This is a genomic window from Streptomyces sp. NPDC053367 (assembly GCF_044545925.1).
GTDB lineage: Bacteria > Actinomycetota > Actinomycetes > Streptomycetales > Streptomycetaceae > Streptomyces.
This window is the reverse complement of the sequence record NZ_JBITYN010000013.1, coordinates 188,067-200,800: the sequence shown is the minus strand read 5'-3', so window position 1 is coordinate 200,800 and position 12,734 is coordinate 188,067. Positions and strand designations below refer to the sequence as shown.

Annotated in this window: 11 protein-coding genes; 1 reads left to right on the top strand and 10 read right to left on the bottom strand. The window is 75.8% G+C overall.

Features of this window, described 5'->3' with window-relative positions:
- Positions 1 to 8: 8 nt before the first annotated feature.
- Genes rfaE2 through ACIGXJ_RS32420 form a run of 9 tightly spaced genes read right to left on the bottom strand, consistent with a single transcriptional unit; the run spans position 9 to position 9,608 of the window.
- Positions 9 to 1,484 carry a D-glycero-beta-D-manno-heptose 1-phosphate adenylyltransferase gene (gene rfaE2, locus ACIGXJ_RS32460; RefSeq protein WP_399653033.1) on the bottom strand — a complete coding sequence of 492 codons (1,476 nt, stop codon included), beginning with the start codon at positions 1,482 to 1,484 and terminating at the stop codon, positions 9 to 11.
- Between the two features lie 50 nt (positions 1,485 to 1,534).
- Entirely contained in the window at positions 1,535 to 2,122 is a 588-nt protein-coding gene (locus ACIGXJ_RS32455; protein WP_399653030.1) for an SIS domain-containing protein, read from the bottom strand.
- Positions 2,119 to 3,351 (bottom strand): glycosyltransferase, encoded by a 1,233-nt coding sequence (locus ACIGXJ_RS32450; RefSeq protein ID WP_399653028.1) that lies wholly within the window; start codon positions 3,349 to 3,351, stop codon positions 2,119 to 2,121. The genes ACIGXJ_RS32455 and ACIGXJ_RS32450 overlap by 4 nt, the downstream gene beginning before the upstream one ends.
- On the bottom strand, positions 3,348 to 4,304 hold the full coding sequence (locus ACIGXJ_RS32445; RefSeq protein WP_399653026.1) for a glycosyltransferase: 957 nt from the start codon (positions 4,302 to 4,304) through the stop codon (positions 3,348 to 3,350). The genes ACIGXJ_RS32450 and ACIGXJ_RS32445 overlap by 4 nt, the downstream gene beginning before the upstream one ends.
- The gene (locus ACIGXJ_RS32440; RefSeq protein WP_399653024.1) at positions 4,301 to 5,308 is read right to left on the bottom strand and encodes a glycosyltransferase family 9 protein; all 1,008 of its coding nucleotides are present in this window, start codon (positions 5,306 to 5,308) and stop codon (positions 4,301 to 4,303) included. The genes ACIGXJ_RS32445 and ACIGXJ_RS32440 overlap by 4 nt, the downstream gene beginning before the upstream one ends.
- A complete protein-coding gene (locus ACIGXJ_RS32435; RefSeq protein WP_399653022.1) occupies positions 5,305 to 5,892 on the bottom strand; it encodes a D-glycero-alpha-D-manno-heptose-1,7-bisphosphate 7-phosphatase in 588 nt (195 codons plus the stop codon). The genes ACIGXJ_RS32440 and ACIGXJ_RS32435 overlap by 4 nt, the downstream gene beginning before the upstream one ends.
- Entirely contained in the window at positions 5,889 to 6,956 is a 1,068-nt protein-coding gene (locus ACIGXJ_RS32430; RefSeq protein ID WP_399653020.1) for a glycosyltransferase family 2 protein, read from the bottom strand. Before ACIGXJ_RS32430 ends, ACIGXJ_RS32435 begins: the two co-directional genes overlap by 4 nt.
- Positions 6,953 to 8,590 (bottom strand): carbamoyltransferase, encoded by a 1,638-nt coding sequence (locus tag ACIGXJ_RS32425; protein ID WP_399653017.1) that lies wholly within the window; start codon positions 8,588 to 8,590, stop codon positions 6,953 to 6,955. The genes ACIGXJ_RS32430 and ACIGXJ_RS32425 overlap by 4 nt, the downstream gene beginning before the upstream one ends.
- A 22-nt stretch (positions 8,591 to 8,612) precedes the next feature.
- Positions 8,613 to 9,608 (bottom strand): NAD-dependent epimerase/dehydratase family protein, encoded by a 996-nt coding sequence (locus tag ACIGXJ_RS32420; RefSeq protein ID WP_399653015.1) that lies wholly within the window; start codon positions 9,606 to 9,608, stop codon positions 8,613 to 8,615.
- A gap of 281 nt (positions 9,609 to 9,889) precedes the next feature.
- Between ACIGXJ_RS32420 and ACIGXJ_RS32415 the strand changes: the two genes are divergently transcribed.
- Positions 9,890 to 10,807: a pentapeptide repeat-containing protein gene (locus ACIGXJ_RS32415; protein WP_399653012.1), complete on the top strand. Its 918-nt coding sequence runs from the start codon at positions 9,890 to 9,892 to the stop codon at positions 10,805 to 10,807.
- Between the two features lie 13 nt (positions 10,808 to 10,820).
- On the opposite strand, the gene ACIGXJ_RS32410 is transcribed toward ACIGXJ_RS32415, so the two are convergent.
- Positions 10,821 to 12,695, bottom strand: coding sequence for an ABC transporter ATP-binding protein (locus tag ACIGXJ_RS32410; protein ID WP_399653316.1), 1,875 nt, complete (start codon positions 12,693 to 12,695; stop codon positions 10,821 to 10,823).
- Positions 12,696 to 12,734: the final 39 nt, after the last annotated feature.

Below are 12,734 nucleotides of genomic sequence, written 5' to 3'. Positions count from 1 at the left end.
CCTCGGGTTCACCTCCGGTTCGGGGAGAGGGCCGCACGGGCCGCGATGCCGGTCGTGGAGCGGCCGTCGAGGTAGGGCAGGAGGACGACCTGGCCTCCCCAGCTCGCGATGAGGCCGGCTTCCGGGAGGTCGGTGCGGGCGTAGTCGCCGCCCTTGGCCCAGATGTGGGGGCGGAGTTCGGCGAGGAGCCGTTCGGGGGTGTCCTCGTCGAAGACGGCGACCGCGTCGACGCATTCCAGGGCGCGCAGGACGCGGACCCGGTCGGCCATCGGGACCAGGGGGCGGCCCTCGCCCTTGCGGCGGCGGACGGAGGCGTCGGAGTTGACGCAGACGACCAGGCAGTCCCCGGCCCGGCGGGCGGCCTGGAGGAGGGAGACGTGGCCGGCGTGCAGCAGGTCGAAGCAGCCGCCCGCGGCGACGACCGTGCCGCCCGCCGCACGGACGCGCGCGGCGGTCCGCAGGGCGTCCCGGGTCAGCTCGGCGCCGGTGGCCGGGCGCCGGGCGCCGCCCTCGGCCGGCGGCGGACCGGCCGCGCCCAGGGAGCCGACCCCGCCCTCGGCGACGTACCGGGTGGCGGCGTGCACGGCCGCGCGGACCGCGTCCTCGGTCAGCGCGCCGTCGGCCAGCGCGCCCGCGGCGGCCGCCGCGAACCGGTCGCCGGCCCCGCACGCGTCGCCCTCGGCGGTGACCGGGCAGGGCACGAGCAGCGGTGTCGCGCCGTGGGACAGCAGGGCTCCGCGTCCGCCCAGCGTCACCGCGACGGAAGCGGCCCGCCAGGCCCGTACGAGCGCGGCGGCGTCCTGCGCGGCGGTGTGCAGTTCCCCTGCGCTGTCGCGGTCCTGGGTGGCGTCCGGCCGCGAAGGCCCCTGCGCGGCCGCGAACGTACGGGCCTCCGCCGACGACGGCGTCACCAGGCGTACGCCCGGGACCGGCGGGCGGCCGCGCGGATGCGGGTCCCAGACGACGGGGACGCGGGCGGCTGTCTCCGCCAGGGCGTCGCGCAGGGCGTCGGCGGTGCCGCGGCCGTAGTCGGCGACGAGGACGGCGGCCGCGTCGGCGACGGCCCGGCAGGCCTCCTCCGTGCGGCCTGCGGCGCGGCCGTCGCCGTCGTCGAGGCGCAGGAGGGGGCGGCCGGCCGCGAGGACGCGGGTCTTGGAGGACAGCTCGCCGGTCAGCGGCAGCGCCACCACGCGGACGCGGTCCGGCAGCAGGCGCCGCAGCCGCGTGCTGGCGTCGTCGTCGCCGAGCGCGGTGACGAGGGTGACCTCGCGGCCGTCGGCGGCGGCGAGGCAGGCGGCGAGGGCGGCGCCACCGGGCCGGGTGCTGCGCCGGGCCCCACTGACCACGGGCACGGGCGCGTCGGGCGCCAGCCGCTCGGCGCGGCCCTCCAGGTCGTGGTCGAGCAGCGCGTCCCCGACGACCAGCAGCGGCACGGCGGCAGCCGTACGGGCGCCGCCCCGGGTCTGAGGTCCGGTCCCGCTCATGTGTCCTCCTTCGCGGTCCCCGCTCATATGTCCTCCTCCGCGGTCCCCGCTCACGTGTCCCCCTCCCCCGTCCCCGCCACCGCCTCGTCGAAGTACTCGCAGAGCATGTGCACGGCGACGAGGTGCAGCTCCTGGACGGTCGCGGAGGTGGGTGCCGCCACCGGCACGGCCTCGTCGGCGACGCTCTGCAGCGGGTTCGGGGACGGGCCGGTCATGGCCCACACCGTCAGGCCCTGGCCGTGGGCGCGGGACGCGGCGGCGAGCAGGTTGGCGCTGGCGCCGCTGGTGGACAGCAGCATCAGCACGTCACCGGGGCGGCCGTGCGCGGCGACCTGGCGGGCGAAGATCTCCCGCACCCCGTAGTCGTTGGCGATGGCGGTCGTCGTGGACGTGTCGGCGTGCAGCGCGAGCGCGGAGAACGCCGGCCTGTCCTCGCGGTAGCGGCCGACCAGCTCGGCCGTGAGGTGCTGGGCCTGGGCCGCGCTGCCGCCGTTGCCCGCGACCAGCAGCCGGCCCCCGGCGCCGAGGCGGCCGGCGAGCTCGAAGCCCCAGCGCCGCACCTGCGGTGCGTACCGGCGGAACTCCGCCACGGCCCGGATCAGGTCGTCGCAGTGGCTGACGTCGGTGGCGAGGGTCATCGCAGGGCTCCCGAGAGCGAGGGGACGGAGGAGACGGCGCTGTACACGTGGGCGACGCCGTCCGCGACGCGGTCCCAGGTGTAGTGGGCGAGGACGCGGCGCCGGCCCTGGGCGCCGTAGCGGGCGCGCAGCGCGGGGTCGTCGAGCAGGTCCAGGACCGCGCCGGTGATGTCGTGCCGCGGGTCGGCCGGGACCAGGCGGCCGGTCACCCGGTCGGCGACGGTGTCGAGCTGGCCGCCGACCGCGGTGGCGACGACGGGCGTGCCGCAGGCCATGGCCTCCACGGGGACGATGCCGAAGGGTTCGTAGCGCGGCAGCGAGAGCACGAGGTCGGCGTCGGAGATCAGGCCCGGCATCCGGTCCCGGCTCACGCCGCCGAGCAGCCGGACCCGGTCGGCGACGCCGCACTCCTCGGCGATCGCCCAGAGCCGCTCGGCCTCGGGCTCGGCGAAGAGCAGGGCGGGCTCGGGTCCGCCGGCGATCACGAGTTCGGCGTCCGGGATCTCGGCGAGGGCGCGGATCGCCCGGTCGAAGCCCTTGCGGGGGACCAGCCGGCCGATGGAGAGCAGCCGGCGCGGTGCGCCGTGCGGGCGGCGGGTGTCGACCGGGCGGAACATCACCGGGTCGACGCCGCAGGGGACGATGGAGATCTTGTCGCGCGGCAGGCCCATGGCCTCCAGCTCGGCGACCTCGTCCCGGCAGGTGGCGATGATCGCGGCGGCCTCGCGGCCCACGGCCGTCTCGATGGCGACGCGGTCGGCCGGGCTGGTGTCGGCGGCGCCCTGGTGGCGCTTCTTGACGGTGCCGAGCGCGTGGTAGGTCTGCACGACGGGGACGCCGAGCGTGCGGGCGCCGGTCAGCGCGGCCATGCCGGACATCCAGAAGTGGGCGTGCACCACGTCGGGCGGGCGGCTCGCCCAGGAGCGGGCCAGCCAGGACCCGAAGCCGGGCATGTAGGGCAGGAGTTCGTCCTTGGGGATCGGCGCGGGCGGGCCGGCCGGCACATGCACGACCTTCACGCCGTCGGGGGTGGTGACCTGGTCGGGCAGCCGGGTGGAGTCCCGCCTGGTGTAGACGGTGACCTCGTGCCCGCGGCGGACGAGCTGCGCGGCGACCTGCGCGACGTAGACGTTCTGGCCGCCCGCGTCGGGGCCGCCGAGCACGGCGAGGGGGCTCGCGTGCTCGGACACCATGGCGACACGGCCGGCCTGGGGGCAGGTGGGGCTCATCGCATGACCTCCTTGATCAGGCGCTCCCAGTCGTCCAGGAAGCGCCGCTCTCCGTAGCGGGCCTGTGCCGCGGCCCGGGCGGCCTGTCCGGTCCGCCGTGCGTGCTCGGGCTCGGCGAGGAAGGCGCGTACGGCGTCCTCCAGTACGTCGAACCGGTTGGACACGACACCGGCCCCGGCGGGGACGGCCTCGCGCACCTCGGTGGTGTCGAGCGCCACGACGGGCATGCCGAGGAACATCGCCTCCAGCAGGGACAGCCCGAGCGACGTCCAGCGCACGGGGTGCAGATAGAGCCGGCAGCGGGCCATCGCCGGGTGCAGCGCGCCCTGCGGCAGGTCCCGCATCCGGCAGTGCTCCAGGCCGGGGCGGCCCTCCAGCAGCTCGGTGCGCATCCCGAACACGTCCAGGGGGGCGACGCGGGCGAACCGGGGCAGCAGGTCGGTCCCGGTCGTACGGCCGCGCCGGGCGGGGTCGTTGACGACGACCGCGGCGCGCTGCTCCTCGCCGGTCCACAGCGGACCCGGGTCGATGATGCCGTGCTCGACGACCTCGGTGGGGGCGCGGCCGTTGTCCCACATCAGCCGGTTGAAGTGGGTGACGTGCACGACGGGGATGTCGGCGCGGTCGGCCAGCGGGTGGCGGGTGTCGACCGCTGTGCCGTCGGGGCAGTTGTGCTCGACGTAGACGGCGGGCACGTCGATGCCGGGGCGGCGGCCGGTCCAGCGTGCGGCGAGGGCGAGTTCATGGGGCCGTTGCAGCACCATGAGGTCGATGTCGGCGTCCCGCAGCTCGTCGGGGGTCAGCTCCTCGACGGAGTCCGGCCACTGCCAGGTTCTGGCCCGCCCCAGGCCGTCCGGTCCCCGGTCGGGGGTGACCGGGACGAGGTGGGTGTACGGACCTTGGACGAAGGCGGTCAGCCAGGAGCCGTGCACGTGCCAGACCAGGACGTTCATGCGCTCTCCTCCAGCAGTTTGTGCACCGCGGCGACGACGTCCCGGCCCGTGACCTCCTGCAGGCAGGGGTGGCCGGGCACGGGGCAGTGCAGGGCGCGGGTGTCCGCGCAAGGGGCGTTCTGGTCGCCGAGGACGATGCAGGGCACGCCGTAGGGCGCCCAGCGTTCGGCGGGCACGACCGGCGCGAACAGCGACACGACGGGGGTGCCGACGGCGGCGGCGAGGTGGGCGGGGCCGGTGTTGCCGCAGATCACGACGTCGGCGGTGCGCAGCACTCCGGCCAGGGTGCGCGGGTCGGTGCGCCCGCCGAGGTCGACGGCGGTGCCGCCGCTCACCGTGCGGGTCAGCGCGGTCTCCTCGGGCCCGCCGGTGACGACGACCCGGTGACCGGCGTCGGCGAGCAGTTCGACGGCCTCGGCGCAGCGGTCGGGGCTCCAGGCGCGGGCGGGGGCGCTGGCGCCGGGGTGCAGGACGACGTAGGGGCCGTTGCCGGTGAGGGAGATGGTGTCCGGCGGGGGCAGCACCCGCAGCCGGCCGTCGTCGCCCGGCGGTGGCAGGAAGCCCAGGGCGGCGGCGGTGTCCAGGGCGGCCTCGGCCTCGTGCCGCCCGGGCAGCCGCCGGTGGCGTACGTCGAGCAGCCGGCCGGGGTGGTCGACGCTGTCGGCGCCGATCCGGGGCACGCCGGCGAGCTTCAGCACCAGGGCGGTGGGCAGGGGGCTCTGGTGGAAGGAGGTCAGGATCAGCGCCACGTCGAAGGCGCCGTCCTGGAGCAGCCGGACCAGCCGGGGGACGTCGGCGTCGGCGACCGACGGCGGGGTGAAGCCCTCCCAGGGGGCGGCCCACACGATCACGTCGTCGACGCCGGGCAGCATCCGCGCGGCGGGTTCGCCGACCGGGCCGCACAGCAGGGTGACGTGGGCGCTGCGGGCGGCGACCGCGCGGACGGCGGGCCCGGCGAGCAGGACGTCCCCGAAGCTGTCGAGCCGTACGACCAGGGCCCTCATGGCCGTTCACCTCGGTCCGGTGCCAGCGCCGCGTGTACGGCGGTGAGCAGGTCGTCGGCGGTGCGGGGTGCGGCGGCGATCTCCTCCGGGCGGGTCGCGGCGGTGGGCACGAGGATGCCGCGGGCGCCCGCGGCGCGGGCCGCGAGGACGTCGGCGGCGATGTCGCCGATCAGCACGCACCGGTCTGCGGGCACTCCGAGCCGGCCGGCGGCCTCCAGGACGAGACCTGGAGCGGGCTTGCGGCAGTCGCAGCCCGCGCCGGGCAGGTGGGGGCAGTACAGCCACGCGTCCAGACCGCCGAGGAGCGCGTCGGCGCGGGCGTTGACCTGCTGTACGGCGTGGTGGGTGAGCAGACCGCGGCCGATGCCGGACTGGTTGCTCACCACCGCGGTGGGCACGCCTCGGGCCCGCAGCACCTCCAAGGCCTCCCGGGCGCCGGGGCGCAGCCGCACCCGGTCGGGGTCGCCGTTGTACGGGACGTCCTCGACGAGGGTGCCGTCGCGGTCGAAGAGCACGGCGGCGGGCCGCCGGCCGGTGTCGGCCTCCGGGCGGGGACGGGCCGTCGGCCGCGGGTGTCCGGTCATGGCGTGCTCCCATGGACGGCCGCTCCGCGGCGGCTCCCGAGGGGGGCGGCCCGCCCGTGGCCACCGGAGCCGTGGGTGCCGAGAGGAGCCGCCCGGCGGTGGCGGCGGGTGCCGTCGAGCCAGTGGGCCGTCGCCAGCGGCGGGATGAGGGCGCTGGTGACGGTCATGGTGAGGATCTCGTCGGGGGTGCGCGGGCCGGGTGTGATGCGGGCCAGGGCGAATTCGGCGGTGCCGGCCGCCCACAGGGCGCCGGCCGCGGCGGCGGCCCGGCGGTGGCCGGTGAGCAGACCGAGGCATCCGGCGAGCGCGGCGGCAGTGACGAGGACGTGCCGGGGCAGCCGGCCGCGGGGCGCCTGGGCGCGGTCCCACCAGTCGCGGCCGTGCAGCCGGTTCATCAGGGCGTCGTCCGCGTTGCCGCGCTGGGCGCGCACCGAGACCCAGCGGTCGGCGGGGCGTACCGGGTGCAGGGTGACGCGCCGGCCGCGGTGCAGGGTCCAGCCGGCCCGCTGCACCCGCAGCGCCAGGTCGGCGTCCTCGCGGAAGGCGCGGCGGAACCGTTCGTCGAAGCCGCTGACCGCTTTCAGGGCCTGGGTGCGGTACGCCATGTCGGCGGTGGCCCACGCCGCGTGCTCCAGGCCCGCGGTGCCGCGCTCCCAGTCGGTGGGCCTGCGGTCGGCGGGCAGCGGGACGCGCAGCCTGCCCTGGATCCCGCCGGTGGTGTCGGCGGCACGGGCCAGGTCGTCGGCGAGCCGGCGGGTCCAGTCGGGCAGCACCCGGACGTCGTCGTCGAGGAACACCGTCCAGGGCGTGGTCACCTCGCGCAGCCCCGCGTTGCGGGCGGCGGCCGGACCCCGCCCGCCGGTGCTCAGCACCCGCAGGCGGTCGCGCAGCGGCCCGGCCGCGTCGAGCGGCAGCGGGCCCGCGGGGTCCGGGCGGTCGTCGACGACGACCACGGCCTCGGGCGGGTGCCCTTCGGCCGCGGCCAGGGCGCGCAGGCAGTCGGCGAGGCAGGGCCGGCCGATCGTCGGGACGACGACGGCGTACGCGGGGGCGGGGCCGGTCATGCGAACACCGCCCTGCGGCGGACGGCGAAGGGGCCGAGGGCCAGCAGGTCCACGGGCGCGGAGCCGAAGCACTCCAGCGCGTCGCGGGGGTCGTCGACCATGGGCCGGCCCGCGGTGTTGAGGCTGGTGTTGACCACGACGGGCAGCCCGGTGCGCTGTTCGAAGGCGTCGAGCATCCGGGCGACCAGCGGCTCGGTGCGCCGGTCCACGGTCTGGATGCGGGCGGTGCCGTCGACATGGACGACGGCCGGGATGCGGTGGCGCCAGCCGGGGTGCACGTCGTGCACGAACAGCATGTACGGGCTGGGCATCGGTCCCTCGAACAGCTCGCCCGCGCGCTCGGCGAGCACCATCGGCGCGACGGGCCGGAACTCCTCGCGGCCCTTGACGGCGTTCAGCCGCTCCAGGTTCGCCGCCCGGCCGGGATGGGCCAGCAGGGAGCGGTGGCCGAGGGCGCGCGGGCCGTACTCGCTGCGTCCCTGGAACCAGGCCACGACGCCGTCCCGCTCCAGCTCGGCGGCGACGGCCTCGGCGATGTCGACGGGCTCGTCGTACGGTACGGCGGCCCGCTCCAGCCAGGCGCGCAGTTCGGCGTCGGTCCAGTCGCGGCCCAGGGCGGCGGTGGGCATGGGCTCGGTGCGCGGCTCGGTCCGGCCGGCGATGTGCAGGGCGGCGCCCAGGGCGGTTCCGGCGTCCCCGGCGGCGGGCTGGACCCAGATGTGCCGGAAGGGGCCCTCGCGGTGCAGCCTGCTGTTGGCGACGCAGTTGAGGGCCACGCCGCCGGCCAGGGTGAGCACGTCGTCGCCGGTACGGCCGTGCAGCCAGTGCGCCAGCTCCAGCAGGACCTCCTCCAGGCAGGTCTGGGCGCTGGCGGCCAGGTCGGCGTGGTCCTGGGTCCAGGGCTCGCCCGCGGGGCGGGGCGGCACGAGGGTGGACCAGGGCACGGGCCGGGCGGTGAAGCCGCCGTCGGCGTCGGCGTGGACGTAGCCGCGCAGCTGGTCGGCCAGGCGCGGCTTGCCGTACGAGGCGAGCGCCATGACCTTGAACTCGTCGCTGCTGCGCAGGAAGCCGAGGTGTTCGGTCAGGTCCTCGTAGAACAGGCCGAGCGAGTCGGGCAGGGTCTGGGCGGCGAGGACGTCGAGCCGGGGGCCGGTGTAGCGGCCGGCCAGGTGGGAGCGGCTCTCGCCGCGGCCGTCGAGCACCAGGACGGAGGACTCGGGGTGCGGGGAGGCCGGTCCGGCGGAGGCGGCGTGGGCGACGTGGTGGGGGACGAAGCGCACCTTGTGCGGGGAGAGCCCGGGCAGGGCCTCGGCGAGGAACTCCGGGGCGCGGCGGGCGTACTCCTGGCGCAGGTGGTCCCAGGGGTCGTGCAGGCCCATGTCCTCGGCGGGCCGGGCGAGCGCGGGGTCGTAGGAGTAGGCGACCGCGTCGAGGTCGGCGGGGTCGAGGCCGGCCCGGTCCAGGCACCAGCGGGCGGAGCGTTCGGGCAGTTCCCAGGCGGAGAAGGGGACGGGCCGCTTGCCGTGCTTGCGGCGGCTGAAGCGTTCCTCCTCGGCGGCCGCGACGACGGCGCCGTCCACGACGAGGGCGGCGGCGGGGTCGTGGAAGAGGGCGTTGATTCCCAGCACTCGCATGCGTGTCTCCAGGGGGTACGGCTCAGGGGTGCGGGGCGGGCTCGCGCGCGGGCTGCGCGGCGGCGAAGTGGGCGATGGTCTGCTTGATGCCCTCCTCCCAGGGCACGCGGGGCGTCCAGCCGAGCAGTTCGCGGGCCAGGGAGGTGTCGGGCCGGCGGCGCTGGGGGTCGTCGACGGGCCGGTCCACGAAGCGGATGGAGGACGACGACCCGGTCAGCTCGACCACCCGGCGGGCGATGTCACGGACGGTGACCTCGTCGGTGCCGCCGATGTTCACGGGCCGGACGGAGTGGCTGGCGGCGACCAGCAGGATGCCGTCGACGGTGTCGTCGACGTAGCACAGGGAGCGGGTCTGGCTGCCGTCTCCTGCCACGGTCAGCGGCTCTCCGGCGAGTGCCTGGCAGACGAAGGTGGGCACGGCACGGCCGTCGTGGGCGCGCATACGGGGGCCGTAGGTGTTGAACAGGCGGACGATGCCCGCGTCGGTGCCGAGCGTGCCGGCGTGGGCGGTGACCAGCGCCTCCGCGAACCGCTTGGACTCGTCGTAGACGCTGCGCGGTCCCACCGGGTTGACGTTGCCCCAGTAGTCCTCGCGCTGCGGGTGGACGAGGGGGTCGCCGTACACCTCGGAGGTGGAGGCCAGCAGGAAGCGGGCGCCGTCGCGCTCGGCGATCCCGAGCATGGTGCGGGTGCCGAGGCTTCCGGTGTCGAGGGTCTCCAGCGGCAGCCGCAGGTAGTCGACCGGCGACGCGGGGCAGGCGAAGTGCAGCAGCAGGTCGTACGGCCCGGGCAGGCGCTCGGGGGCGTCGGGGGCGCACACGTCGGTGTCCACGAACCGGAAGCCGGGGCGGCCGAGGAGGTGGCTGATGTTGCGGGTCGATCCCGACACGAGGTTGTCGGCGCAGTCGACTTCGGCACCCGAAGCCAACAGCTGCTCGCACAGATGGCTGCCGAGGAAACCGGCCCCGCCGGTCACCAGGGCGCGGCGCCAGGGGCCGCGGTTCGTCGCAGGATTCATACGGCATCCTTCGGAGCGTGCGAAGTCCTTGGGCTGGATGAAGGCGTCGTTGTGCAGATGAAGGCACTGGGCCCGTCGTCCTGAGCGAACGGGCGCTTCCGGGCCGGCCGCACGGTCGGCGGCGGCGCATGCCCACGGGTTACCGCACGAGTTGGTTTCACACGTTGATTCCTGGTGCGGTTCTGACGGGTGTGACCGCAGGTGCCGGACCGCCCGTGTTCTGCGAGAATGGCGGGCCGCGCGGGCCCGGTACGCCCGCCTTCACTAGGAGAGATCGCACGGTGACCCGACAGCGCAAGGCCCCTGCCGCGGCCCCTTCGGCCGGCCCGGACCGCGAGGAACTGCGGGCGGACTGCGGCGACTGCTTCGGCCTGTGCTGCGTCGCCCTGCCTTTCGCCCGCTCGGCCGACTTCGCGGTCGACAAGCCCGCCGGGAAGCCCTGCGGCAACCTGGACGCCGGCTTCCGCTGCGGCATCCACGCCCGGCTGCGGCAGGAGGGCTACCGGGGCTGCACGGTCTTCGACTGCTTCGGCGCCGGCCAGAAGGTCTCCCAGGTCACCTACGGCGGCCGGGACTGGCGCCGGGCCCCCGGCACCGCGCGCGAGATGTTCGAGGTGTTCCCGGTGATGCGGCAGCTGCACGAGCTGCTCTGGTACGTCGCCGAGGGCCTGGACGTGCCCGTCGCGCGGCCGGTGCACAAGCAGCTCCGCCGGATCGAGTCCCGTCTTCGGGACCTCACCCGGGGCGAGCCGGCGGCGCTCCTCGCGCTCGACGTCAACGCTTTGCGGGGCGAGGTGAACGTCCTGCTGCTGCGCGTCGGCGAGCTGGTCCGCGAGCAGGTGCCCGGCCGCACCCGCAACCACCGCGGCGCCGACCTGATGGGCGCCCGCCTCGCCGGCGCCGACCTGCGCGGCGCGAGCCTGCGCGGTGCCCTCCTGGTCGCCGCCGACCTGTCCGGCGCCGATCTGCGCATGTCCGACCTGATCGGCGCCGACCTCCGCGACGCGGACCTCGGCGGCGCCGACCTGACGGGCAGCGTCTTCCTCACCCAGGCCCAGGTCAACGCGGCGAGGGGCGACGGGACTACGAGGCTGCCCGTCTCATTGAGCCGGCCCCCGCACTGGCTTCCTCAGGGGCGCGGGGAACTGCGCGAAGCAGCACGACGGCGGGTCGGCCGCACGGCGTCGGAGCACGGCTGACGCGACGGCGACATCACGCGGCAACCTCTTCCGCGTCCCCGGAGAACTGCGTCCGATAAAGCTCGGCATAACGCCCGCCCGAGGCGAGCAGGTCCTCATGCGTGCCCCGCTCCACCACACGCCCGCCCTCCAGCACGAGGATGAGGTCGGCCCCGCGCACCGTGGACAGCCGGTGGGCGATCACCAGCGCGGTCCGCCCCTCCAGCGCCTCGGCGAGAGCCTCCTGCACCGCGGCCTCGGAGGTGTTGTCCAGGTGGGCGGTGGCCTCGTCGAGGACGACCACCCGCTGCCGGGCCAGCAGCAGCCGGGCGATGGTCATCCGCTGCCGCTCGCCTCCGGAGAGCCGGTACCCGCGCTCCCCCACCACCGTGTCGAGCCCGTCCGGCAGGGACCGCACGAGCTCCTCCAGCCGAGCCCGCCGCAGCGCGTCCCACAGCTCGTCCTCCCCCGCCTCGGGCCGGGCGAGCAGCAGATTGGCCCGGACGGTGTCATGAAACAGGTGCCCGTCCTGCGTGACCATGCCGACCGTCGCCCGCAGGGACTCCGCGCTCAGCTCGCGGACGTCGACCCCGCCGACCCGGACCGCGCCCGCGTCGACGTCGTACAGCCGGGGCAGCAGCTGGGCGATCGTCGACTTGCCCGCGCCGGAGGAGCCGACCAGCGCGACGGTCCGCCCGGGCTCGGCGCGGAAGGACACGCCGTGCAGCACCTCGGCGCCGCCGCGGGTGTCGAGGGAGGCGACCTCCTCCAGGGAGGCGAGGGAGACCTTGTCGGCGGACGGGTAGCCGAAGCGGACGTCGTCGAACTCGACCGCCACCGGTCCGCCGGGCACCTCGCGGGCGTCGGGCCGCTCCTCGATGAGCGGCTTCAGGTCGAGCACCTCGAAGACCCGCTCGAAGCTGACGAGGGCGCTCATCACCTCCACGCGCGCCCCGGCGAGCGCGGTGAGCGGCGCGTACAGCCGGGTCAGCAGCAGGGCGAGCGCCACGACCGCGCCGGGGTCCATGCTGCCGCGCAGCGCGAACCAGCCGCCGAGGCCGTAGACGAGGGCCAGCGCGAGGGCCGAGACTAGGGTGAGCGCGGTCATGAACGCCGACTGCGCGGTCGCCGTGCGGACGCCGATGTCGGCGACGCGGCGGGCCCGGTCGGCGAACTCGGCGGACTCCTCCGCGGGCCGCCCGAACAGCTTGACCAGGGTGGCGCCGGGCGCGGAGAACCGCTCGGTCATGCGGGTGCTCATCGCCGCGTTCAGCGCCGCCGCCTCCCGCTGCATACGGGCCATCCGGCCGCCCATGCGCCGGGCGGGCACCACGAACACCGGCAGCAGCACCAGCGCGAGCAGGGTGATCTGCCAGGACAGGGTGAGCATGACGGCGAGCGTGAGCACCAGCGTGACCAGGTTGCTCACCACCCCGGACAGGGTGTTGCTGAACGCCCGCTGGGCGCCGATGACGTCGCTGTTGAGCCGGCTGACCAGGGCGCCCGTGCGGGTGCGGGTGAAGAACGCGACGGGCATGCGCTGCACATGGTCGAAGACGGCCGTCCGCAGATCGAGGATCAGCCCCTCGCCGAGCCGGGAGGACAGCCTGCGTCCGAGGATGCCGAGCCCGGCCTCGACGACCGCGATGAGCGCGATGAGCAGGGCGAGGCGGACGACGGTGTTCTCGTCGCCGCCCTGCACGATCGTGTTCACCACCTTCCCGGCGAGGACGGGCGTGGCGACGGCGAGCAGCGCGGTGGCCACCCCGAGCAGCACGAACAGGGCGATACGGGTGCGGTGCGGGCGGGCGAAGGCGTAGATGCGGCGCAGGGTCGCGCGCGCGAACGGCCGGCGCTCGCGTTGGGCGTTCATGACGCTGTACAGCTGCGTCCAGGCGGTGGTCTCCATGCTCATGTACACGACCGTAGAACCTGAAGCATCCTTGAG

Excerpts from the sequence above, each read along its gene's own strand:
- rfaE2 (WP_399653033.1), bottom strand. The coding sequence starts at position 1,484 with ATGAGCGGGACCGGACCTCAGACCCGGGGCGGCGCCCGTACGGCTGCC.
- ACIGXJ_RS32455 (WP_399653030.1), bottom strand. The coding sequence starts at position 2,122 with ATGACCCTCGCCACCGACGTCAGCCACTGCGACGACCTGATCCGGGCC.
- ACIGXJ_RS32450 (WP_399653028.1), bottom strand. The coding sequence starts at position 3,351 with ATGAGCCCCACCTGCCCCCAGGCCGGCCGTGTCGCCATGGTGTCCGAG.
- ACIGXJ_RS32445 (WP_399653026.1), bottom strand. The coding sequence starts at position 4,304 with ATGAACGTCCTGGTCTGGCACGTGCACGGCTCCTGGCTGACCGCCTTC.
- ACIGXJ_RS32440 (WP_399653024.1), bottom strand. The coding sequence starts at position 5,308 with ATGAGGGCCCTGGTCGTACGGCTCGACAGCTTCGGGGACGTCCTGCTC.
- ACIGXJ_RS32435 (WP_399653022.1), bottom strand. The coding sequence starts at position 5,892 with ATGACCGGACACCCGCGGCCGACGGCCCGTCCCCGCCCGGAGGCCGAC.
- ACIGXJ_RS32430 (WP_399653020.1), bottom strand. The coding sequence starts at position 6,956 with ATGACCGGCCCCGCCCCCGCGTACGCCGTCGTCGTCCCGACGATCGGC.
- ACIGXJ_RS32425 (WP_399653017.1), bottom strand. The coding sequence starts at position 8,590 with ATGCGAGTGCTGGGAATCAACGCCCTCTTCCACGACCCCGCCGCCGCC.
- ACIGXJ_RS32420 (WP_399653015.1), bottom strand. The coding sequence starts at position 9,608 with ATGAATCCTGCGACGAACCGCGGCCCCTGGCGCCGCGCCCTGGTGACC.
- ACIGXJ_RS32410 (WP_399653316.1), bottom strand. The coding sequence starts at position 12,695 with ATGGAGACCACCGCCTGGACGCAGCTGTACAGCGTCATGAACGCCCAA.